Below are 22,925 nucleotides of genomic sequence, written 5' to 3'. Positions count from 1 at the left end.
AGGTGATACACCCACCCTAAGCGCGTATTCCACCACCTGTCACAGCCTAAAGCGTTCCGGCGGTTTTTCGTTCCCTCGTGCTACCTGACTACAGGCGAACGGAAGAACCTAACTTTGACCTGCATCAAATATAAACTTCATTCGGGTCGAGCAAGTATAGTTACGCCCCCCAGACGCGAGGAAACGACGCAGGCCCCGTGTCTTAGCCCGCCCGGTTTCCAATGATAGCACAAATTCCACCTCAACGCCTCTGGACGGCAGCGGCTACGCTGGTAGGTTCGCCACAATCCAAAATCACGCAGGAGCCCTGTTATGTCGCTAGACGCCGTGCTGAGCCGGATCGATTCCGATCTGCAAACTTCGATCGACCGGTTGATGGAGCTGTTGCGCATCCCGTCCATCTCGACCGACCCCGCCTTCAAAGAGCAAGTGGATCAGGCCGCCGACTGGCTTGTGGCCGATCTGCAAAGCATCGGTATCAAGGCCGAAAAACGCGAAACCCCGGGGCATCCCATGGTTGTCGGACATGTGGGCGAGGATTTGGACGGTCCGCATGTGCTGTTCTACGGCCACTACGATGTGCAACCGGTTGATCCCCTGAACCTGTGGAACCGCGATCCTTTCGATCCGGCCATCGAAGACACCGAACACGGCCCGGTCATTCGGGGACGAGGGTCGTCGGATGACAAAGGTCAGTTGATGACCTTTGTCGAAGCCTGCCGCGCCTGGAAAGCCGTGCACGGCACCCTGCCCTGCCGCATCACCTTCTTTTTCGAAGGCGAGGAAGAATCGGGTTCGCCCTCGCTGGTGCCCTTTCTTGAGGCCAACAAAGAAGAATTGCAGGCCGATCTGGCATTGGTTTGTGACACCTCGATGGTGTCACGCGGCGTGCCCTCGATTTCATCGCAACTGCGCGGGATGCTGAAGGACGAATTCACCATCATCGGCCCACGCATCGACCTGCATTCCGGCCATTACGGCGGCCCGGGGCTGAACCCCCTGCGCGAATTGTCCAAGATCATCGCCTCGTTTTACGACGATGAAACCGGACGCGTCGCGGTCGAGGGGTTCTACGAAGGCGTGCACGAGGTTCCTGCCGAGCAGCTGCGCCAGTGGGAAAACTGCGGCTTTGACGAAGCCGACTATCTGAACTCGGTAGGCTACAGCCAGCCCCATGGGGAAAAAGGCTACTCGACCCTCGAACAGCAATGGGCGCGCCCGACGCTTGAGGTCAACGGCCTTTGGGGCGGGTACAACGGTGCAGGGTCCAAAACGGTGATCCCGTCCGAGGCGCATTGCAAGATCACCTGCCGCCTTGTTGGCGACATGGACCCGGACGCCCTGCGCAAGAAAATCCGCAAACATGTCGCAGACCGCCTGTCGCCGGACGCCAAAGTCACGTGGGACAATGACCTTGAAGGCTCACCCGCCTCGGTCATGAACCTGGACCGCCCTGAATTTGAAGCCGCGCGCGGTGCGCTGTCTGATGAATGGGACCGCGAGGCCGTCTTTACCGGAATGGGCGGATCGATTCCGGTTGTCGGTTACTTCAATACCGTGCTCGGGTTGGATTCGATGCTGGTCGGCTATGCAAATGACGACGACGCCATTCACTCACCCAACGAGAAATACGACGTCAAAAGCTTCCACAAAGGTATCCGCTCCTGGGCCCGCATTCTGGACGCTTTGAATAAGTAAGAGTCTTTTGCGAGGCTCTGCCTCGCGCTCCGAGGTATTTGGGAACAGAAGAAGTATGGATCCCCTGCTTCTTCTGTTTGAAAATACCTCGGGGGAGTCGCGGCTTGCCGCGGCGGGGGCAGAGCCCCCTTTTCTTACATATGGATCACACGCCCGTAGGCATCCAGCACGGCTTCGTGCATCATCTCGGACAGCGTTGGGTGCGGGAAGACGGTGTTCATCAGATCTTCTTCGGTTGTTTCCAACTGTCGACCAACCACGTAACCCTGGATCAGTTCGGTCACTTCCGCGCCGATCATGTGGGCACCCAGAAGTTCTCCGGTCTTGGCGTCGAATACGGTTTTGATCAGGCCCTCGGGCTCTCCCAACGCGATGGCCTTGCCGTTGCCGATGAAGGGGAAGCGGCCGACTTTGATGTCATAGCCCAGTTCTTTGGCCTTGGCTTCGCTGTAGCCGACCGAAGCAACCTGCGGCTGGCAATAGGTGCAGCCTGCGATGCTTTCGGGTTTGACCGGATGTGCGTGTTTGCCCGCGATAAGGTCCGCGACCATGACGCCCTCGTGGCTTGCCTTATGCGCCAGCCAAGGCGCGCCGGCGATGTCGCCGATGGCATAGAGACCCTCGACCCCCGTGCGGCAATATTCGTCTGTGACCACATGGGTACGGTCGATTTTGACGCCCAGAGCCTCTAGCCCCAGGTTCTCGACATTGCCCACGATACCAACGGCAGAGATCACGGTGTCGAAATCGTGTTTCTCGACCTTACCTTTGACCTCGATATGGGCTGTGACCTTGCCCTTGGCGCGGTCCAGCTGCTTGACCATCGCCTTTTCCATGATGGTCATGCCTTGCTTGGTGAAGGCTTTCTTGGCGAAGGCGCTGATTTCGGCGTCCTCAACAGGCAGGACTCGGTCCATCACCTCGACCACAGTGGTATCCGCGCCAAGCGTATTGTAGAAGCTGGCGAATTCGATGCCGATGGCGCCCGACCCGATGACCAGCAGTTTCTTCGGCATCCGGGGCGGTTGCAGCGCGTGTTTGTAGGTCCAGACCAGATCGCCGTCAGCCTCGAGCCCCGGCAGTTCGCGCGCCCGTGCGCCGGTGGCCAGCACGATGTTCTTGGCCGTCAGTTCTTCGGTGCCTTTGTCTGTCTTGACGGTCACTTTGCCCTTGGCGGGGATCGTGGCCTCGCCCATGATCACGGACACTTTGTTTTTCTTCAGCAAGTGCCCGATGCCGCCGGAAAGCTGCCCTGCAACACCGCGCGACCGTTTGACAACCGCATCCAGATCATAGCCGATCTTGTCCGCTTTCAAGCCGAAATCCTTGGCCCGCTCCATCAGATGGAACACTTCGGACGAGCGCAGCAGCGCCTTGGTGGGGATACAACCCCAGTTCAGGCAGATACCACCCAGATGCTCACGCTCGACCACAACGGTTTTCAGCCCCAGCTGCGCCGCGCGGATGGCAGCAACATAGCCTCCGGGGCCTGCCCCGATTACGATCAGATCAAAAGATTGTGCTGCCATGTGTCCCTCTCGGCGCAGGTCGGATGAAATTTAGTTTACCATTAAACTATTTTTCAGAACGCATCAACACACCCTACCCGCGACAAAAGCGACGCAGGGTAAACAGTGGCAGGATTGCGCTGTTTTCAGCCTATACCCGCGCCATCCCAAAGGCTAGAAAAGAACAGCCGACTGTGGCGCCGCTTTCCTAATCACAAGTCATTCGAAAGGCTTACCATGGCCAAAACTATGAAAGATCTATTTCTTGCCCTACTCAACGCAACATTGATTCTGGTGGCGCTTTGCCTGTTTCTGGGATGGAAGCTGGCCTCGAGCGTCGAAAATGTCACAACCGATTTCGCTGAAACACTGCAGGTTGTGACACCACTGCGGGACGAAGCACAAGGTATCCGTGGGGAACTGGCGGCCTTGCGCAGCGAGCTTGCGGCCCTGCCGACCGATGGCAGCGTCATCGACACCGCCACGTCGCGACGGATTAAGACGGCGTTGAACCGGCTGAATGCGATCGAGGACAAGCTGCAAACAACTCAGGCCCGGTTCTCTGACCTGGCAGAGCAACCGGACCTGTTGATCGAAAAAGCCATTCAGACCTCGGGCGACGTTGTCGCCGACCGGGTCCTTGCCATCAGGGGGTGCGTCCCCGAGACTTAACTCGCCGCCTGAAGCTCGCGCACTGTTGTACCGTAGCCGCCCATGTTGACATATGCTGTCTCATGTTCGGTCGAATGGCGCGACAGTGCCTCGTTCCGATAGGGGAACCGGCCGAATTTGCGGATCACCTCACGATGGGCCCGAGCATGTAACAGATTGCCCGGGTTGCTGCTGAGGTTCTGGCACATCAGGCGCACACAGCGTTCCTGATCGCACAGGTTTTCCGAATGCATCATGGGCAGATAAAAGAACTGCCGGGCCGGTTCATCGATCCTCATATCCCAACCCTTGTCCACCGCACATTTGGCGGCGGTAAGCGCCGCCTTGTCCGTTGCAAAGGCTTTTGCGCTGCCTCGGAACATGTTGCGTGGAAACTGGTCGGTCAGGATGATGTAGGCCAACACCCCGCTGGGATAGGTCAGCCAAAGAGAGAATGTCCCTTCGGTTGCGGCCTCCCATGTTGTCTGGAAACGGTCCCGGATTTCCGCGTCCAACGCGTCATCCTGTAGATACCAACCTTTGGGACCAACTTCATCTAACCAATAACTCAATACGTCTTCAGGCCCTACCATTGCCCTAAACTCCAACTTGTGCCCTCCCCAGGGACGTAACGTCATTTAAGGCTGTTTTACAGAATTGTAACAGTAAAATATTGCAACATTAGCGACATATTTACGTGTCTTAAGCGACTTCCTGCGTATCCTGTTCAGCTTCGGCGGCCTCGATGGCCACCTCTTGTGCCACTTCAAGCGCAACCGGCGACGCGGTGGGATAAAGCGGGGACATGGTGCCGGTTTCGTCGACAGGCACAGTCGGGCGCTGCGTCGTCCGGTAGAGCGCATAGACTGCGGTCATGAACAACAGGGCGGCGATAAACAGGAAGAAGCCCTGCGGCCCGAAAATGGCATCACCCATCAGCCAGCCGGTGATCAGCGGACCGGCAATTGCGCCCAGACCGTTGATGAAGATCAGCCCGCCCGAGGCCGCCGCCATATCCTCATGCTCCAGAAAGTCGTTAGCGTGGGCAATCAGCAGTGAATAGAGCGGATTGGACATGCCGCCGATCAGGAAGGCAGCGCCCAGCAGAACCGGGAATGCCAGACCAAAGATCATTCCAACCACGGCACCGATGCCGCCGCCAGCCGAAACAAGCATGATCAGAACACGGCGATCCATCCGGTCCGAGAACCAACCCAGCGGATATTGCAGAACAACAGCCCCAATATAGAACGCGGCCACGAAGGTCGAGATTTCGATCAGCGACAACCCGGCGCGCGCGCCGTAGACCGAGGCCATGCCGAACTGGGCCGAGAATACGCCGCCCAGCAGGAACATGCCAACGCATCCCAGAGGAGATTTCCCCATCAGCTCGCGCAGGGTCATCGGCTTTGTTCTATCGAAGGCCGGTGTGGGGGAAATTGACAGCAGAATGGGCGCAAACGAGACCGAAACCAGGATCGAGGCGATGACGAATGTTTCATAGCCCGCCGGATCGCCCAGCAAAACAAGCCCTTGCGCGCTGATGATCCCAGTCATCTGGACGATCATATACAGCGACAGGGCCTGACCACGGTTTTCATTGCTGGCGGCGTTGTTCAGCCAGCTTTCGGCAGTGACATACACACCCGAGAAACAGAACCCGATCACGACGCGGCCCAGAACCCAGGCAATCGGGTCGGTCAGCATCGGATACATGATCATCACGGCCGAAATGAATGAGGCCAGCGCGGCAAAGACCCGGACATGCCCGACCCTGCGGATCATCTCGGGCGTCAGGCGCGATCCGCCCAGGAACCCAAGGAAATACGCCGACATCACAAAAGACATCTGAAGGGTCGAGAACCCCTCGATCTCGCCACGAACGCCCAGGATGGTGCCCTGCAGGCCGTTGCCGATCATCAAAAGACCCATTCCGAGCAACAGCGCCCACGCGCTGGACAGGACCTGAAACATTGGGGCCTCCGATGAAATGCCGTTCTTAACTTGGATTCGTTGGTGCGATCAAAAAACGCTCTGGTCGCGCTTGTCTACGACTTTCCTGTCGTTTGCGGCCCGAAACGCGTCCTTCACGGGATCAAAAGCGACGAGTCACCATATGAGAAGAAGCGATATTTCTGTGCAATGGCATGGGCATACACCTCGCGCATCCGGTCCTGGCCCATCAGGGCTGAGACCAGCATCAGCAGGGTGGATTTTGGCAGGTGGAAGTTGGTCATCAGCGCGTCGGTGACGTGGAATTGGAAACCGGGGTAGATAAAAATATCGGTCTCGCCTTCCCATGCCTGGATCTCACCACCCCGCGCGGCGCTTTCTATCAGACGCAGCGCGGTGGTGCCTACGGGGATGACACGCCCGCCTGCGGCTTTGGTGGCACGAATCTCGGCGGCGGCGGTGTCGCTGACCCTGCCCCATTCGGCATGCATCTTGTGGGTGGTCACGTCTTCGACCTTCACAGGCAGGAAAGTGCCCGCGCCGACATGCAGGGTCACATGGCTGAATTCGATACCGCGTTCCTTCAGCGCCTGCATCAGCGGTTCGTCGAAATGCAGCGAAGCCGTCGGGGCGGCAACCGCGCCTGAATTCCGCGCCCAGATGGTTTGGTAATCGGTCTTGTCCTGCTCGTCCGCAGGGCGTTTGGCGGCGATGTAGGGCGGCAAGGGCATTGCACCGGCCTGTTCCAGCGCGGTGTCGAAATCCTCGCCCGTCAGGTTGAACCGCAGATAGGCTTGCCCGTCTTCCACGCGGTCCAATGTTGCGGTCAGATCGTCCGAGAAGATGATCTCTTCCCCCGGTTTGACCTTTTTCAGCGGCTTGATCAAAGCGGCCCAACTGCCATCGGCTTGCGGGTCCAGCAAGGTGGCCTCAATCGCGGCCGACACAGGGCCCTGTGCGCTGTCACGATGACGCCTGCCGCTGAGTCTTGCCGGGATCACCCGCGTATCGTTCAGCACCAGCCGATCACCGGGTTGCAGCCAGTCGGGCAGATCGAACACATGGCTGTCCGAAACCGCATCCCCCCGCGCCACCAGCAGACGCGCCGAGGATCGCGGATTGGCGGGCCGCGTTGCAATCAGGTCTTCGGGCAGGTGGAAATCAAAATCGCTGAGTTTCATGGCCGCGCCATACAAGGCCAAAACAGATTCGGCCATATCCCCGGATCAGTTGTCCCTTGGCGGTGATCCATAGGTGCGTTTCACCTCATCGGGTTTTTGAGGCTGGGAATTTGGCCCGTCGGACACCCTGGGTGCCGGTGGGCGCAGCAGGTCACGTAAGAACAAGGGTGCCAGCCCTGACAGCGGGTTCACCGATACTTTCGGCGCGCTCAGCGGTCCGGTCAGCCTGTAGTTAAAGCCGATCACGCCTTCGCCTTTGCGCGTCAGAACACTGCCAATTGCATTCACAAGATAGATCGGAGAGATCGCGCCGCGCAGGTCCAGCATACCGTTGACGGTATCGATGGTGCCATCAAACGACAGGCCCATGGACGGGCCAACGGCACTGCCGCTTAGCACCTTGATGTCCGTTGGTGTCAGCCGCATGCGGCTGTCGATGGACGAAAAGAAGATGCCCTGCCCCGCCATCTCATCCAGCAGGCCAACAAGGCTGATGGCGTTCAACAGGGCCGCCATGGCGGGCGCGTCGGTAATGCGAGTGTTCACGATCTTGACGATCACATCATAACTGCCGGGGGCCGCCACCGGCTCAAGCTGCAAGTCAAGATCGCCGCCGCGCGCCTGCGTCAGCACCCCGGCTGATCGCAGCACCGCCCCCGCGTCCTTTGACGTCAGGCTGACCGCACTGCGGTTGCTGCGCGGTGTCACCTGCCCTCGCACAGCGGCCCCGCCATTGACGGCAGCCGTGAAACCGCCGGTGACACCGCCTGTGGTCTGGAAGTTCCCCTTGAAACCGGTCAGCGCCACGGTCTCGGTCACTTGCAGCCGATCCAGCGTTACATCCAGCTTTGGCCCCGGACCGCCACCGCCCGAACCTCCGCCCTCGCCAAAGGTTGCATCGCCCATATTTATGACACCGCCCAGAACGCGAATATCCGGCACCGCCCCGCCCCGGCTGATCAGTTCCGCCGGAACGGCCAGCCAATTGCCCAGATCGAACGAGCTAAAGCGGACGCGGTCAAATTCGCCATCCTCGCGGAACGAGATTGAGGCATTGGTACGCAATCCCGCCGCATCTACACGCAGGGAGTCGACGCTCAGCTGGTCACCCAACGTGACGTCGGCAATCAAAGTACCGGTGCTGTTCGCGCCTTTGCGCCAACCCAGTTCGGGGATGGAAAGAACGACCCCGGACAGATCCGATGTCGCCAACAGCTTGGGCGGCTCACCTGCACCGATGCCCAGACTGATGTCCGCCGTGCCTTGCCCGGTCAGCATCCCGTCCGGCAGACCTGCGTTGATCTCTTGCATCAGTCGGGGGGACAGTTCGATCTGGCCCGTCAACTCACTGCGCTGCGCGGTTTTTCCGTCGATCGGTTGGCGCCACGCCGCCTGAATCGGAACGTCGCCGAAATTGCCCTGACCGGCGATCTCAACTCCGGTCTGATCTCCGCTTAGATCCAGCAGATCGGCGCTGACGGAAAATCCGGGGACAAGCCTGTCGCTGCTGAGATTCCCCAGATCGCCGTCAAAGTGGAATTGCGTGTCCTGAAACTGCAGCTCTTTCTTCATTGGCAGTGACAAAGTACCCGCCAGCGCGACGGTCCCATCCGCCAGATCAACCGGCAGCCCGGCTTTGCTGAGCAGTGACAACGGCGGCCGGTCCAGCAAGGACAATGCCGCCGTAACACTGCCCGACGCCTTGATCCGTGCAATCGCCGGCGAGGATTTCTTGATGCTTGTATCCGGAATGATAAAGGACGTCCCAGAGGCATCCACCTCACCGCCCGCATCCGCGATCACAATCCCGCGCTGCGCCGTCGCGGTGAAGCGGCGATCTATCAGGCTGGCTTGCCCTTGCGCGTTTTCGATGGGCGGCAGGGTTTTGACAAAGCGGATCGTTGCATCCTCGAACCCGAAATCCAGATAGAGGTCCGGCTTGGACCCGGGCCGCAGACGCAGCGCAAAATCCATGTCCGACAGCAGGCCCTGATACAGGTTCTTTGTCACCCACTCCCGCGGCTTGGGGGCCAGACGTTCGGGCCAGTAGCTTAGCACCTCATCCGAGGTCATGCGATCCAGATGCGCGTCCAGATCGACCGACCACCCGTCAGGCAGGCCCACAAGATCACCGGATGCGCGCACCCGGTGATCCCCATCTTCGATGGTCATCTGACCAAGACGCAGATGAAACGGCGCGAAGGTCATCTTGAAATCCAGATCGGCCTGCCGCAGCTTCAGCGCCTCGGGGAACAGGTCTGCCGGGTTGGCGTCGATGCCGGTCAGGCGCAACTGCGCGTCGAGGCTGTCGAGGGTGCCGTTTTCCACCCCTTGCAGAAACGCCTTCCCTTCCGCCTGGACCGAGCCCCAGGCGGACACTACTGAAACTTCGTTAAAATCAATCTGATGCCCGACGGGGTTGTAGGTGAAATAGGTGCGGGCCGAGTCGAAGGGAACGGGCCGTGTCTCGGGGTTGGGTTGTACTACCCCGGCCCCAAGGTTGAGCGTGGCAAACAGCGGCCCAACCGCGCCTTCGCCGTCAATACTGCCGCGCAGCGCGCCGGAGATTGGCGTGCGAAGCACCTGCAACCACGCCAACGCCGGGCTTTGGCCATAGACATCTTCGGCCGGCAGATCGGTGATTGAAACACCGAACCGCGCCTCGGGTGTGCCCAGAACGCTGGTATAGTTCGCCTCGATCCCGCTGACATAATCGCGCCCCGACAGAACCGAGAAGCCCGTCGCCAGCCGCATCTCATTGTCGTTACGGGTCAGTTGGATGTGGCCACCATCCAGCACCCAGGACCGGCCCAGCCGCAAATCGCGGTAATCCAGTGTGATCGCGTCCAGTTGCACCGAGGTCAGCGCCGACAACATGGGCGACAGGAACACCTCGTCCGAGGATTCGATCAACTGCGCCAGGTTTGGTGCTTCCTGAACAGGAGAGCTGTCGGTGCCCACCGTCAGGGTTAGCGCCCCATCCATCCCTCGGGTCAGTGCGATCTGGGCGCCGCTCAGCATGATGCGTTTGGGGCGTACGTTGCCGCGCAGCAACGGGCGCATGGCCAGGCTGGCCCGCATGTCCGAAACCTGCGCGATTTGCTGGCCCGCCGCGTCGCTGATGCTGACATCGGTCAAGCGCAGGCGGGGTCGCCATCCTTCGTGGATGATAAAGCTGACATCCCCGAACCGGATTTGCAGACCGCCCAAGGTCTGTTCCAGCCGCGCCTCGACCCGGTCGCGCACCCATGCCGGGGCGTGCATACGTTGGCCGATCATCATGAACCCGACCACCACTGCCAGCACCACAAGCAGAATGGTGCCCCGCATCGCCCAAAGGCCCGCCGTCCGTCGGCGCGAGCGGCGGCGTGGGGTGCGTTCCGGCGGATCGCCCCCTTGCTGTTCCTGTTGCGCCAATTTGCTGTTCACGCCTTTTAACCCGCTGGTATCGCCCTATGATCTCGGGCAGCCTTTAAAAACCTTTAGCGGAGTTTCCAATGCCCGACATTTCAGACATGGCCCCCGATTTCACCCTGCCGCGCGACGGCGGTGGCGAGGTGAGCCTTTCGGACCTGCGCGGCAGTACCGTCGTTCTGTTCTTCTATCCTCGGGATGATACGCCGGGCTGCACCAAGGAATCCATCGGTTTCTCGGAACAACTACAGGCCTTTGCGGATGCAGGCGCTCAAGTTTTCGGCATCTCGCGCGACAGCGTGGCCAAGCATGGCAAGTTCGTCGCCAAACACGGCCTGACCACACCGCTACTGTCCGACGAGAACTCGACCGTGTGCGAGGATTATGGCGTCTGGGTCGAGAAGAACATGTATGGGCGCAAATCGATGGGGATCGAACGGTCTACCTTCATCATCGACGGCGAAGGTCGCATCGCGCAGATCTGGCGCAAGGTCAAAGTGCCCGGCCATGTCGAGGCCGTGTTGGAGGCCGTTAAGGCGATGTAAGTCCCTCGACCCCGGCGGCCATCCGGTTTATGTCGCAGCCTTGCAATCAACAGGCGGAGCGCACCCGTGCCCAAAACACTGACCCAGATGGCCACCGAGGTTCTGACCACAGCGGACGGGCGGGCGAAAACCGCCCTGTCCGAACGCCATGCCGCCGCCTGGTTTGCCGCCCGCAAGGGTGAGGGCGAGCCGATTGAGATCGGCACCGCAACGCCACCGCTGCAACCCTCACGCCCCGACAAACCCGAATTGCTGTCGCCCCGCGAGGTTCCAAAGCGCAAACCGGGGACCGAGGCCGGGCGGATCGCCCTGTTGCATGCGGTTGCCCATATCGAGCTGAACGCCGTCGACCTCCATTGGGACATCATCGCGCGCTTTGGCCATGTTCCCATGCCCATCGGCTTTTACGACGATTGGGTCAAATGCGCCGAAGAAGAGTCGCGCCATTTCGAGATGGTTTGTGATTGTCTGGAACAGATGGGCAGCCATTACGGCGCCCTGCCCGCCCATGCAGGCATGTGGCGCGCTGCCGAAGACACCGCCGAGGACCTGATGGGGCGTCTGGCCGTAGTGCCCATGGTGCTTGAAGCGCGCGGGCTGGACGTGACGCCGGGCATGATCGACATCTTCCGCAAGGCCAAAGCCGAACAGGCCATCGCGGCGTTAGAGGTGATCTATGCCGAAGAGGTGGGCCATGTCGCCTATGGCTCGAAATGGTTTCACTTCCTCTGCGGGCGCGAGAATGCCGACCCCAAGGACGTGTTCCACCAGCTGGTCCGACGCTACTTCCACGGCGCATTGAAACCGCCCTTTAACGAGGAAAAACGCGCCGAGGCCGGGTTGCCGCCCGATTTCTACTGGCCGCTGACCGAAGACCTGCCCTTGCCGGGCGCTGTCTCAAAGTGATCCTTGCCGGTTAATTTCGGCAAAATCCCGCCGATCACGTGGGGTAAAATTGCGAGGTTTGTGGCAAATTGGTCAACAAACTTGCCGCATGGCCACGACCCGTTTATGCAATCGCCCCAAGGGACGGCTACTGCACCACGACCGGTCCCGATCTTGGGGATGAGAGGTAAGACGCGTGCGAACACGTCTGGCAATTAAGTTTCACTCGTGGCTTGAACGCCGCTTCCCGGAACGCCGGGTTTTTCTGAAATCTGATCAAGACACGCGGTTCATCCGGCTTAGCTCGGAAACGCAGGTAGCTGCTGTTGCCGGTGTGGCCGTGATGGTGGGCTGGACGACGGTTGCCACCGCGATCCTGCTGATGGACAGCATCGGATCCGGCAATTTCCGCGAGCAGGCAAAACGCGATCAGGCGACTTATCAGGAACGTCTGAACATTCTGTCCACAGAACGCGATTCTCGCGCGCAGGAAGCACTGGCCGCACATGAACGGTTCAATGCGGCGCTCGAACAGATCTCGGCCATGCAGTCCGAATTGCTGGCCTCGGAAAACCGCAGGCGCGAGTTGGAAACCGGGATCGAAGTCATCCAGACCACCCTGCGCGCGACCATGAAACAGCGCGAAGAGGTTCGGACCGAGCTGGCCAACCTGCAACAGGGTGCTGACGGTTCAGACATGTATATGGCGGCGGTCGCCAACCCCGCGCAGATGGAATTCATGACCGAGGCACTGGCGCGCACAGCGGAGGAACGCGATCAGATCGCCACCGATGCGCAGGATGCCCTGGATCAGCGCGACGAGCTGGAGCTGGAAATCCAGCTGATGCAGGAACGTAGCGACGAGATCTTCCGCCAGTTGGAAGAGGCCATGGTAATCTCGGTCGAGCCGCTGGACAAAATGTTCCGTCAGGCAGGCATGCCCACAGATCGTATCATCGAAGAGGTCCGGCGCGGATATAGCGGTATGGGCGGTCCGCTGACCCCTTTATCCTTCAGCAGCCGCGGCACTGAAGAAGAGCTGACGGCTGACGAAATCCGGGCCAACAAACTGCTGCAACAGATGGATCAACTGAACCTGTACCGTCTGGCTGCGGAAAAAGCGCCCTTTGCCAATCCGGTGCATTCCGCCGTGCGTTTCACCAGCGGCTTCGGCACCCGCCGCGATCCCAAAAGCGGCGGTCGGCGGATGCATAATGGCGTTGATTTTGCCGGGCCTCAGGGCACCGACATCTTTGCAACCGCTGATGGAGTGGTCACCCACGCAGGCTGGCAATCCGGGTTTGGCCGCCTTGTGAAGATCAAGCATGCCTTCGGGATTGAGACACTTTACGCTCATAACACCAAGATCAACGTAAAGGTTGGCCAAAGGGTCTCGCGCGGGGATCATATTGCTGATATGGGTAGCACCGGACGGTCCACCGGCACGCATTTGCACTATGAGGTGCGCGTGAACGGAAAACCCGTGAACCCAATGACTTACATCAAGGCTGCGAGAAATGTTTTCTAAGAGCAAAATCAACGAGCCCGCATCCAAGGATTCTGAGGCGGCGAAACCTGCTGCTCCGGCGACTCCGGCGGCCCCTGCACCATCCGAGCCCAAGGCCAGCACCACGCCCAAGCCCAAGCCGCCCGCGTCGGTTCTGTCCTCGGACCTGCACATCACCGGTAACATCAAGACAACCGGCGACATTCAGGTTGAAGGCACCGTCGAAGGCGACATCCGCGCGCATCTTCTGACCATCGGTGAAACCGCCACCATCAAGGGTGAAGTCACCGCCGACGACGTTGTGGTCAATGGCCGTATCGTGGGCCGCGTGCGTGGCCTGAAGGTCCGCCTGACCTCGACCGCGCGGGTTGAAGGCGACATCATCCACAAGACCATCGCCATCGAAAGCGGCGCGCATTTCGAAGGCTCGGTCCAGCGTCAGGACGATCCGCTGAACCCGGGTCGCAGCGCGAAATCCGGCGGCAACCCTGCGGCGGAAGTCAAGCAGTAAGCCATTCGCCGAATAGAATTCGAAAACGCCGCGGGACCTTCCTGCGGCGTTTTTCTTTTGGGCCTGCGACGGGCCGTTTTGCGTTTCCCGTCAGGCGGGAACTGGCTTAGGCTCGGGCCATGTTCATGTTTCTAAGCGTTGTTGCCCTGATCGCTGCTGTCGTTGCCTACTACCTGTGGTCGCGCAGACAGGCGCGCGCGCAGTTGCTGGCAACGCCGCTGACTGCGTCTCAGCGCCAGACGATTGAGACGATGGTGCCAATTGTCGAACGCCTGCCGTCCGAGCTGCGCGCCAAGCTTGAAGGCAAGATGAACCTGTTTCAGAACCAGGTCAGCTTCTATGGCTGTGACGGGCTGGAAGTGACCGAAGATATGCGGTTGTCGATTTCCGCTCAGGCCTGCCTGCTGGTCGTGAACACCGATATGTGGTTCGACAACCTGACCACCATTCTGATCTACCCGAACGCCTTCAAATCCCGCCAACAACGGCGCAGCGGCTATGTGGTGACCGAGAAAGAGATCGTGCGCACCGGGGAAAGCTGGAACCGGGGGCCGGTTATCCTGTCCTGGGCGCACAGCCAGCAAGGCGCGTTGAACGACCATGACGGGCATAACGTCGTCTTTCACGAATTCGCGCATCAGATTGACGACCTGTCAGGCGGCACGGATGGCGTGCCGGTTCTGAGCCGAGGACAAAGCTATGCCGACTGGGAACGGGTCTTTGTATCCGCCTATGACGCCCATGTCTGCGCCGTCGAAACCGGACACCCCACTGTCATCGACCCATACGGTGCCGAAGGTCATGAAGAGTTCTTTGCCGTCTCGGTCGAGGTTTTCTTCGAACGACCGCGGGCGCTGAAATCCAGCAATCCAGACGTCTACGACCAACTGTCTCAACTGTTTCATCTGGACCCGGTCAGCTGGAATTAGCCAAACCTGCCGCGTTTGACGAAAGCCGGGAAAAACTCCCCTTTCTCAAAAAAATTAACAAATGGCATTTCCTGAATTAGACTAAAAACCATTGGTTTAACGGAGGAGTTTCCATGTCATCCAAATTGATGGCCGAGTTTATCGGCACATTCTGGCTGGTGCTGGGCGGTTGCGGCAGTGCGGTTCTGGCGGCGGGTGTTGCCGATGTCGGGATCGGCTGGCTGGGCGTGTCCTTTGCCTTTGGCCTGACGGTTCTGACCATGGCCTATGCGGTCGGTCCGATCTCGGGCGGGCATTTCAACCCGGCTGTCAGCCTTGGCCTGATGATCGGCGGGCGGTTCGACGCCAAGGATCTGATCCCCTATTGGATCGCTCAGGTCGCCGGGGCCATTGTTGCAGCCGTTGTTCTTTATGTGATTGTCAGCGGCGCGCCCGGGTTTGAGGGTGTGGGCGGATTCGCCTCGAACGGGTATGGCGAGGCGTCGCCGGAAGGTTATTCGATGATGTCTGCGCTGGTGATCGAGATCGTGATGACCGCGTTCTTCCTGCTGATCATCCTCGGCGCGACGTCCGACAAAGCGCCTGCTGGCTTTGCGCCCATCGCCATTGGTCTGGGCCTGACCCTGATCCACCTGATCTCGATCCCGGTGACCAACACGTCGGTCAACCCGGCGCGGTCGACCGGGGTTGCCCTGTTTGCCGATGGCCCTGCCCTTGCACAGCTTTGGTTGTTCTGGGTCGCGCCACTGATCGGCGGAGCCATTGGCGCCCTGATCTGGAAGGCAATGGCGTCCGACGACTGAACCCTTTCACGGCGCGGCCAAAAGGGTCGCGCCGGTTGAACTGCGGCAAGACACAGGTCTGCGCAGAATTCTTGTACCTGGAACTGGCTGGTTGAATTTCGCCCAAAAGCGGCGAAAACTCCGGCTTATGTGTATGAGAGATTTTTCATGACCTCCGGAACCGGTTTCAAACGCCCTGCCTCGGCTATTCCGGTGACGCCAGGATGGATTGCGATGCTGGGCATTCCGATCCTGCATTACCTCTGGCCTGAAATGCCAAGTGTGTCTGACCGGGATCAAACGGTTTTGTTTGCCCTAACGATCTTTGGGCTGATGGCTGCGGCTGAATTCGCCATTTGCAAGCTGCACCGGATGCCCGGCAGCGGGCTGGTCTACAAACCACAGAACTTCCGTGACCCCGCCTATATTCGGGCCTACCAGATCAAGCTGGTGGGATTGGCAACCAGCGCCGCGCTACTGGCCTTGGTCTATTGGTCCGCCGACCTGTACCACGGCGACTGGTACTGGCCCTTCTTTTCCCTGCTTGCCGACTATTGGTGGCTGATCCTGACCGTCGTTCTAAGCGTCGTCACATCCGTCCATTTCATGATGCGCCATCCCCGCGACGGGATGTGGCATCTGGGCCGGGTTGTCCTGACGCTTGGGCAAGAGTCGCTGCACGCGCGCGGTCTCAAGGTCTATCTGCTGGGCCTGTTGGTCAAAGGCTTCTTTCTGCCACTGATGTTCTGCTATCTGGTCTATGACTGGAGCTTTTTTCAGTCGCGATCGCTATGGGAGGCCACAACCTTTCCCGAGGTTTACGAATACCTCTACCGGTTTTCCTTCTTCCTTGACCTGACCATCGTGGTGATCGGATACGCAACGGCCACGCGACTGTTGATGTCCCATATCCGGTGGACGGAAACGACCGTCAGCGGCTGGCTGGTCTGCGTGCTGTGTTATTCGCCCTTCTGGCAGGTGCTGTCGCGCGAATACTTCAATTATGTGCAGGACGGGTTCGCCTGGGGCGCGTGGCTGTGGGATTACCCGGTCATCTATACGATCTGGGGCTGCACGATCCTGTTCTGCCTGTTCATCTACACTCTGGCCTCAGCACGAATGGGGCTGCGGTTTTCGAACCTCACCTATCGCGGTCTGGCCTGCGATTTCCCCTATAACATCACCAAACACCCCGCGTATATCAGCAAGAACCTCAGCTGGTGGATGGTATCGATCCCGTTCATCGCCGTGGATTTCTGGACCGGTGTGGCCAATTGCGTGGCGCTGTTGGGCATCAACGTCATCTATTTCCTGCGCGCCTGGCATGAGGAACGTTGCTTGTCTCAGGCACCGTCGTACCGGGCCTATCAGCGGCATGTGAATGACTACGGGATGCTGGCGCGGATCCGGCAAGCTGTTCTGCCAACCCCGCCGCGCACTTCGGAAAAGGTGAACTGATCCGAAATGGGTGTCCCGGCGCAGTCAGCCGCGCCGGGACACAGGTTTATTCGGTGACCGTGACGGTTTTCATCACGTCAGGCTGGCCTGTGACCGCCCCGGTCTGAGAGTGACCGCGTTTGATCGCGTCGACCACCTCCATCCCTTCGGTGACCTGACCGACGACGGTGTACTGACCATCCAGAAACGGGCCCGGATCGAACATGATGAAAAACTGCGAGTTCGCGCTGTCCGGATCGTTTGACCGCGCCATGCCAACAATACCGCGATCAAAGGTGCGGTCCGAAAACTCGGCAGGCAGATCAGGACGGTCCGAGCCGCCACGACCGGCATAGCGCATATCAAAGGACGCGTCCGACTGGTCGCCGTACTGAACATCCCCGGTCTGGGCCATGAATCCGTCGATCACGCGGTGGAACACGACACCGTCATATTGGCCTTCGCTGGCCAGGGCGGTGATCTGTTCGACATGCTGGGGCGCCAGATCTTCGAACAGGTCGATGGTGATGGTGCCGTTGGCCCCTTCTCCTTCGACCTCGATCTGAAGCCCCGTGGCCAGCGCCGGGCTGGCCAGCAGGGCAAAAGCGGCGGCCAGCTTACGCATCTGCGGCCACTTTCACGCTGATCATGCGATCGGGGCTTGCAGGCGGCTCGCCACGAGTGATGGCGTCCACATGCTCCATACCTTCGATGACGCGGCCATAAACGGTGTATTGACCGTTCAGGAAGTGGTTGTCCTTGAAGTTGATGAAGAATTGCGAGTTGGCCGAGTCCGGGTTCTGCGAGCGCGCCGCGCCCAGCGTCCCGCGATCATGCGGCAGCTTCGAGAATTCCGCCGGAACGTTCGGCAGCGACGATCCACCGGTGCCCGCCATGCGCAGGTTGAACCCGTCTTCCATGTCGCCATGCTGCACGTCGCCGGTTTGCGCCATGAAGCCGTCGATCACACGGTGGAAGGCCACGTTGTCATACTCGCCCCCACGGGCCAGTTCCTTCATCCGCGCGCTGTGCTGCGGGGCCACATCGGGCAGCAGCTCGATCACGACATTGCCGTCTTTTAGCTCGATGATGATGGTGTTTTCGGGATCCTTGATTTCGGCCATCTGGCCCTCCTGTCGTTTTGTCTTGCGCAAATACCTATGCGCCGGGCGCGTGAATGCCAAGTGACGCATTGACCTGAGGGCAAAATGAAGGAAAAGAACCGCCTAAATCGGTATCAAACTCACGAAGGATTGCACGATGGGCTGGAAAACGCTGGACGACATGGACCTGAACGGCAAACGCGTCTTGGTGCGCGTGGACATCAACGTGCCCGTCGTGGACGGCGTTGTCACCGACGCCACGCGCATCGAACGGATCGTGCCCACCGTCCGCGACATTCTGGCCGCCGGCGGTAAACCGATCCTGCTGGCGCATTTCGGGCGTCCGGGCGGTGAGCGGCGCGAGAACCTGTCGCTAAAGCAGTTGGTCCCGACATTGGAAAGCGCCTTTGGCACCCCGGTCCTGTTTGCCGCCGATTGCGTCGGAGCCGAGGCTGAACTGGCCGCAGATGCGCTGCAACCGGGTCAGGTTCTGCTGTTGGAAAACACCCGCTTTCATGCAGCCGAGACCAAGAATGACGCCGATCTGGCCGCAGGTATGGCCAAGCTGGGCGATGTCTATTGCAACGACGCGTTTTCAGCCGCGCACCGCGCCCACAGCTCGACCGAGGCACTGGCCCGCCTTCTGCCCGCCTGCGCAGGCCGTTTGATGCAAGCTGAATTGCAGGCTTTGGAGGGTGCTCTGAGTGCCCCAAAACGCCCCGTGACCGCCGTTGTGGGCGGCGCGAAAGTGTCGACCAAGTTGGAACTGCTGGGCAATCTGATCGACAAGGTGGATTACTTGGTGATCGGTGGCGGCATGGCCAACACCTTCCTTGTCGCCAAGGGGATCAGCGTCGGCAAATCGCTGGCCGAGCGTGAGATGAAGGACACCGCTGCCGAGATCTTGGCCAAGGCCGAAACCTCGGGCTGCACTATTGTCCTGCCCACCGATATCGTTGTGGCCGAGAACTTTGCGGCAAATGCCCCGCATCAGGTGCTGCCCGCCGATCAATGCCCTGACGAGGGTATGATCCTTGACGCAGGCCCCGAAAGCGTTGCCGCGATCTCGGAGACTTTCGCAAAAAGCCAGACGCTGATCTGGAACGGCCCGCTGGGCGCGTTCGAACTGGAACCGTTTGACGCGGCCACCAATGCCGCCGCGCTGAAGGCCGCGGCGCTGACACGGTCGGGCCAATTGGTCTCGGTCGCGGGTGGGGGTGACACGGTTGCGGCGCTGAATGCCTCGGGCGCTGCGCATGATTTCTCGTATATCTCGACAGCGGGCGGCGCGTTCCTTGAGTGGATGGAAGGCAAAACCCTGCCCGGCGTCGCAGCGCTGGAACAGTGACGCAGGCCTGCGCGGCGAGACATTCTGACTCAGCCTGACATTTTTGCGAATCAGGGGATTCACATCGCGAATCACCTGTGACATAGTGCTGGCAGAGGTTCGAAAAGGACCCGTTATTGAGGCAAGTTTTCATACGGCGGTAAACAGAGTGTCCCGTTCCAATCGCCCCGGTTTGGGCTCAGTTGCTTTCTTCTCGGTGGCTTTCATGCTGGGTGTCTATTTCACCTTTGCCGCCGTGCAGGGTGACTATGGCCTGTTTCGACGGGTCGAGATTGCAGCGGAACGGGACGCTCTGTCGCGCGATCTGGCCAATTTGGATGCCGAGATCACCGAAATGGAAAACCTGACCCGCAGGCTATCGGATACCTATCTGGATCTGGACCTTCTGGATCAACAGGCCCGCTCGGTTCTGGGCATGATCCGCGCCGATGAGATCGTGATCCGGTAAACCGCCCCACACCCGCTGCCCCATATTTTTCGAAAACCTATCATCACGTGCCAGCCGGATTCCGCGTCTGGCGACGCTGCGTCACATTTGCACTCGCCAGACCGTCGCAAATGCTCTAAAAGATAGTTTAACGCTAAACTATCTGTCCGAAAGGGGGAGATCGCCACGATGGCTGCGCGAAAAACCACAAAGAAACCAAATGTTTCTGCGGAAGAGCTTAAAACCTACTACCGCGAAATGCTGCTGATCCGCCGATTCGAAGAAAAGGCTGGCCAGCTTTATGGCATGGGTCTGATCGGCGGGTTCTGCCACCTTTATATCGGTCAGGAAGCGGTGGTTGTCGGCCTCGAGGCGGCGGCACAGGACGGTGACAAACGCATCACCTCGTATCGCGATCACGGCCACATGCTCGCCTGCGGCATGGATCCGGGCGGCGTGATGGCCGAACTGACCGGGCGCGAGGGCGGCTTGTCCAAGGGCAAAGGCGGCTCGATGCACATGTTCTCGAAAGAGAAGCATTTCTATGGCGGCCACGGCATCGTCGGCGCGCAGGTTCCGCTTGGGGCCGGTCTGGCCTTTGCGGACAAGTACAAAGAAAACGGCGGCGTCACCTTCACCTATTTCGGGGACGGTGCGGCAAACCAGGGACAGGTCTATGAGACCTTCAACATGGCCGCCCTGTGGGACCTGCCTGTGGTTTTCGTGATCGAGAACAACCAATACGCCATGGGTACCGCTCAGGCGCGGTCGACCTCGACCAAGGACATCTACCACCGGGGCGAGGCGTTCGGCATTCCCGGCGAGATCGTGAACGGCATGGATGTGCTGGCCGTCAAGGAAGCCGGTGAAAAAGCCGTGGCCCACTGCCGTTCGGGCAAAGGTCCTTACATCCTTGAGGTCAAGACCTATCGCTATCGCGGCCACTCGATGTCCGACCCGGCCAAGTACCGGACCCGGGAAGAGGTTCAAAAGGTGCGCGAACAAAGCGACCCGATCGAGCACGTGCGTGAGCTGCTGCTGTCCGGCAAACACGCTTCCGAGGATGACCTGAAAGCGATCGACAAGGAAATCAAAGAGATCGTTAATCAGGCCGCCGAATTCTCGAAAGAAAGCCCCGAGCCTTCCGTAGAAGAGCTCTGGACCGATATTTACGCCTGAGAGGACGTCTAAGACATGGCAACCGAAATTCTCATGCCCGCCCTTTCGCCCACGATGGAAGAGGGCACGCTGGCCAAATGGCTGGTCAAGGAAGGCGACACCGTATCCTCGGGCGACATCATGGCCGAGATTGAAACCGACAAGGCGACGATGGAGTTCGAAGCAGTCGATGAAGGTATCGTCGGCAAAATCCTGATCGCCGAAGGCACCGAAGGGGTCAAGGTAAACACCCCCATCGCGATCCTTGTTGAGGAAGGCGAAGACGCCTCCGCCCTGCCCGCGGCTGCGCCCGCAGCCGCAGCGGTGGCCGAGGCCGCCCCTGTGGCGGTTGAGGCCCCCGCTCCTGCCCCGGTGGTCGATCTGTCCCCCGACTGGCCCGCCGATGCCGAAATGAAGTCCGAAACCGTGCGCGAAGCCCTTCGGGACGCCATGGCCGAGGAAATGCGCAACGACCAGGACGTCTTCCTGATGGGCGAGGAAGTCGCCGAGTATCAGGGCGCGTACAAAATCTCCCAGGGCCTTCTGGACGAATTCGGCTCCAAACGCGTGATCGACACCCCGATCACCGAACATGGCTTTGCCGGTATCGCGGTCGGTTCGGCCTTTGGTGGTCTGAAACCGATTGTCGAGTTCATGACCTTCAACTTCGCCATGCAGGCGATTGACCAGATCATCAACTCTGCCGCCAAGACGCTGTATATGTCCGGTGGTCAGATGGGCTGCCCCATCGTGTTCCGAGGGCCCAACGGTGCCGCCGCCCGCGTGGCCGCGCAGCACTCTCAGGACTACGCGGCATGGTACATGCAGATCCCCGGCCTGAAAGTCGTCATGCCTTATTCCGCAGCTGACGCCAAAGGCCTGCTGAAATCGGCGATCCGCGACCCCAACCCGGTGATCTTCCTTGAAAACGAAATCCTCTACGGCCGGTCCTTCGACATGCCGCAAGTGGATGACCTGACCATCCCACTGGGCAAGGCGCGCATCTGGCGCGAGGGCTCGGACGTGACCATCGTCAGCTTTGGCATCGGCATGCAATACGCGCTGGAAGCCGCCGACAAGCTGGCCGAAGACGGCATCAGCGCCGAAGTGATCGACCTGCGCACCATCCGCCCGATGGACACCGGCGCGATCATCAACTCGGTGATGAAAACCAACCGTCTGGTCACGGTCGAAGAAGGCTGGCCGCAAGGCTCGGTCGGCAGTTACATCAGCTCGGTGGTGATGCAGGAAGCGTTCGATTACCTCGACGCACCGGTCATCAACTGCACCGGCAAGGATGTTCCGATGCCTTATGCGGCGAACCTTGAAAAGCTGGCGTTGGTGACCACGGATGAGGTCATCGCGGCGGTCAAACAAGTGACCTACCGATAGGCAATGACCCCCGGGAACGTACATAATCCTGCGGGCGTGGACTGGCTTTTCGAAAGCCTCGTCTCGGCGCGCAAGGACAATAACCGCAACCTTCTTTATGTTTGTGCGGCGTTCCTGTTGGTCTCCTTTGTCAGCATCGCGTTCAATCTGGATGCCTTCGACCAGCTTCAGTTCGATCTGCTGTCGGTCGAAGGCAGTCTGACAAGCGCCTGGCCTATCCGGGCCATGCTGTGTGTCGCCTGTGTCGTGTCCTATGCCTCGGTCATTTACATCGTGCTCGAACAGCAGCGCCTGCAGCTGGGCATGGATTATCTGGCCGCCATCGAACACAGCGACGCAGCCGCCCTGGGCCAGTTCACCGAATGGCTTGAACAGAACCATCCGCGCGTCTCCAAGGCGCGCTCTGTGGTCGTGGGGGTGTTCGTCACCTTCTGCGCAGCCATTCTCCTGATCGATATCGCAACGCTGATCTACTCATTTTCGAAGTAAGAGGACA

21 protein-coding genes are annotated in these 22,925 nt (G+C 59.7%); 14 read left to right on the top strand and 7 right to left on the bottom strand.

Annotation, left to right across the window (positions count from 1 at the left end; genetic code table 11):
- The first annotated feature begins 312 nt into the window (after positions 1-312).
- Entirely contained in the window at positions 313-1,698 is a 1,386-nt protein-coding gene (locus tag ACR0AC_RS06240) for a dipeptidase (RefSeq protein ID WP_170519293.1), read from the top strand.
- Positions 1,699-1,832: 134 nt separating this feature from the next.
- On the opposite strand, the gene lpdA is transcribed toward ACR0AC_RS06240, so the two are convergent.
- Positions 1,833-3,227 carry a dihydrolipoyl dehydrogenase gene (gene lpdA / locus ACR0AC_RS06235; RefSeq protein ID WP_170449968.1) on the bottom strand — a complete coding sequence of 465 codons (1,395 nt, stop codon included), beginning with the start codon at positions 3,225-3,227 and terminating at the stop codon, positions 1,833-1,835.
- Between the two features lie 228 nt (positions 3,228-3,455).
- Between lpdA and ACR0AC_RS06230 the strand changes: the two genes are divergently transcribed.
- A complete protein-coding gene (locus ACR0AC_RS06230) occupies positions 3,456-3,878 on the top strand; it encodes a hypothetical protein (protein ID WP_480872426.1) in 423 nt (140 codons plus the stop codon).
- Here the strand turns inward: ACR0AC_RS06230 and ACR0AC_RS06225 are convergent.
- The 4 genes from ACR0AC_RS06225 to ACR0AC_RS06210 form a co-directional block, all read right to left on the bottom strand.
- A complete protein-coding gene (locus ACR0AC_RS06225; protein WP_170449964.1) occupies positions 3,875-4,450 on the bottom strand; it encodes a DUF924 family protein in 576 nt (191 codons plus the stop codon). The genes ACR0AC_RS06230 and ACR0AC_RS06225 overlap by 4 nt on opposite strands.
- 109 nt (positions 4,451-4,559) lie before the next feature.
- On the bottom strand, positions 4,560-5,831 hold the full coding sequence (locus ACR0AC_RS06220; RefSeq protein WP_170735042.1) for an MFS transporter: 1,272 nt from the start codon (positions 5,829-5,831) through the stop codon (positions 4,560-4,562).
- Between the two features lie 113 nt (positions 5,832-5,944).
- Entirely contained in the window at positions 5,945-6,991 is a 1,047-nt protein-coding gene (gene queA / locus ACR0AC_RS06215) for a tRNA preQ1(34) S-adenosylmethionine ribosyltransferase-isomerase QueA (RefSeq protein ID WP_170453005.1), read from the bottom strand.
- A gap of 45 nt (positions 6,992-7,036) precedes the next feature.
- On the bottom strand, positions 7,037-10,420 hold the full coding sequence (locus ACR0AC_RS06210) for a YhdP family protein (RefSeq protein WP_480872423.1): 3,384 nt from the start codon (positions 10,418-10,420) through the stop codon (positions 7,037-7,039).
- A gap of 68 nt (positions 10,421-10,488) precedes the next feature.
- Between ACR0AC_RS06210 and ACR0AC_RS06205 the strand changes: the two genes are divergently transcribed.
- The 7 genes from ACR0AC_RS06205 (at position 10,489) to ACR0AC_RS06175 (ending at position 17,022) form a co-directional block, all read left to right on the top strand.
- On the top strand, positions 10,489-10,950 hold the full coding sequence (locus ACR0AC_RS06205; RefSeq protein ID WP_170449958.1) for a peroxiredoxin: 462 nt from the start codon (positions 10,489-10,491) through the stop codon (positions 10,948-10,950).
- Between the two features lie 87 nt (positions 10,951-11,037).
- Positions 11,038-11,856: a ferritin-like domain-containing protein gene (locus ACR0AC_RS06200; protein ID WP_170453003.1), complete on the top strand. Its 819-nt coding sequence runs from the start codon at positions 11,038-11,040 to the stop codon at positions 11,854-11,856.
- Between the two features lie 175 nt (positions 11,857-12,031).
- Positions 12,032-13,363, top strand: a complete 1,332-nt coding sequence (locus ACR0AC_RS06195; RefSeq protein WP_170449955.1) for a DUF5930 domain-containing protein — start codon at positions 12,032-12,034, stop codon at positions 13,361-13,363.
- Positions 13,353-13,853: a polymer-forming cytoskeletal protein gene (locus tag ACR0AC_RS06190; RefSeq protein ID WP_170449953.1), complete on the top strand. Its 501-nt coding sequence runs from the start codon at positions 13,353-13,355 to the stop codon at positions 13,851-13,853. The genes ACR0AC_RS06195 and ACR0AC_RS06190 overlap by 11 nt, the downstream gene beginning before the upstream one ends.
- A 119-nt stretch (positions 13,854-13,972) precedes the next feature.
- Positions 13,973-14,782: a M90 family metallopeptidase gene (locus ACR0AC_RS06185; protein ID WP_480781053.1), complete on the top strand. Its 810-nt coding sequence runs from the start codon at positions 13,973-13,975 to the stop codon at positions 14,780-14,782.
- 113 nt (positions 14,783-14,895) lie between these two features.
- Positions 14,896-15,585 (top strand): aquaporin Z, encoded by a 690-nt coding sequence (aqpZ, locus tag ACR0AC_RS06180; protein WP_170449949.1) that lies wholly within the window; start codon positions 14,896-14,898, stop codon positions 15,583-15,585.
- A 147-nt stretch (positions 15,586-15,732) separates the two neighbouring features.
- Positions 15,733-17,022: a hypothetical protein gene (locus ACR0AC_RS06175; protein ID WP_480872420.1), complete on the top strand. Its 1,290-nt coding sequence runs from the start codon at positions 15,733-15,735 to the stop codon at positions 17,020-17,022.
- Between the two features lie 46 nt (positions 17,023-17,068).
- On the opposite strand, the gene ACR0AC_RS06170 is transcribed toward ACR0AC_RS06175, so the two are convergent.
- Both ACR0AC_RS06170 and ACR0AC_RS06165 read right to left on the bottom strand, forming a co-directional pair.
- Positions 17,069-17,626 (bottom strand): peptidylprolyl isomerase, encoded by a 558-nt coding sequence (locus tag ACR0AC_RS06170; RefSeq protein ID WP_170519324.1) that lies wholly within the window; start codon positions 17,624-17,626, stop codon positions 17,069-17,071.
- Entirely contained in the window at positions 17,619-18,125 is a 507-nt protein-coding gene (locus ACR0AC_RS06165) for a peptidylprolyl isomerase (RefSeq protein WP_170449943.1), read from the bottom strand. The genes ACR0AC_RS06170 and ACR0AC_RS06165 overlap by 8 nt, the downstream gene beginning before the upstream one ends.
- A 136-nt stretch (positions 18,126-18,261) precedes the next feature.
- Here ACR0AC_RS06165 and ACR0AC_RS06160 point away from each other — a divergent pair, with 136 nt between their 5' ends.
- The 5 genes from ACR0AC_RS06160 to ACR0AC_RS06140 all read left to right on the top strand — a co-directional run bounded on the left by ACR0AC_RS06160 (position 18,262) and on the right by ACR0AC_RS06140 (position 22,918).
- A complete protein-coding gene (locus ACR0AC_RS06160; protein WP_480872418.1) occupies positions 18,262-19,452 on the top strand; it encodes a phosphoglycerate kinase in 1,191 nt (396 codons plus the stop codon).
- Between the two features lie 148 nt (positions 19,453-19,600).
- Positions 19,601-19,900: a septum formation initiator family protein gene (locus ACR0AC_RS06155; RefSeq protein ID WP_170449939.1), complete on the top strand. Its 300-nt coding sequence runs from the start codon at positions 19,601-19,603 to the stop codon at positions 19,898-19,900.
- A gap of 168 nt (positions 19,901-20,068) precedes the next feature.
- Positions 20,069-21,058, top strand: a complete 990-nt coding sequence (gene pdhA / locus ACR0AC_RS06150; protein WP_170449937.1) for a pyruvate dehydrogenase (acetyl-transferring) E1 component subunit alpha — start codon at positions 20,069-20,071, stop codon at positions 21,056-21,058.
- A 15-nt stretch (positions 21,059-21,073) separates the two neighbouring features.
- Complete coding sequence (locus tag ACR0AC_RS06145) at positions 21,074-22,429, top strand: pyruvate dehydrogenase complex E1 component subunit beta (RefSeq protein WP_170621982.1); 1,356 nt, start codon at positions 21,074-21,076, stop codon at positions 22,427-22,429.
- A 3-nt stretch (positions 22,430-22,432) separates the two neighbouring features.
- Positions 22,433-22,918, top strand: a complete 486-nt coding sequence (locus ACR0AC_RS06140; protein ID WP_170449933.1) for a hypothetical protein — start codon at positions 22,433-22,435, stop codon at positions 22,916-22,918.
- The last annotated feature ends 7 nt before the right edge of the window (positions 22,919-22,925 follow it).

The organism is Ruegeria sp. H7, assembly GCF_056532945.1.
The sequence above is the reverse complement of the archived record's forward strand: the minus strand, read 5'-3'. Positions and strand labels throughout refer to the sequence as shown.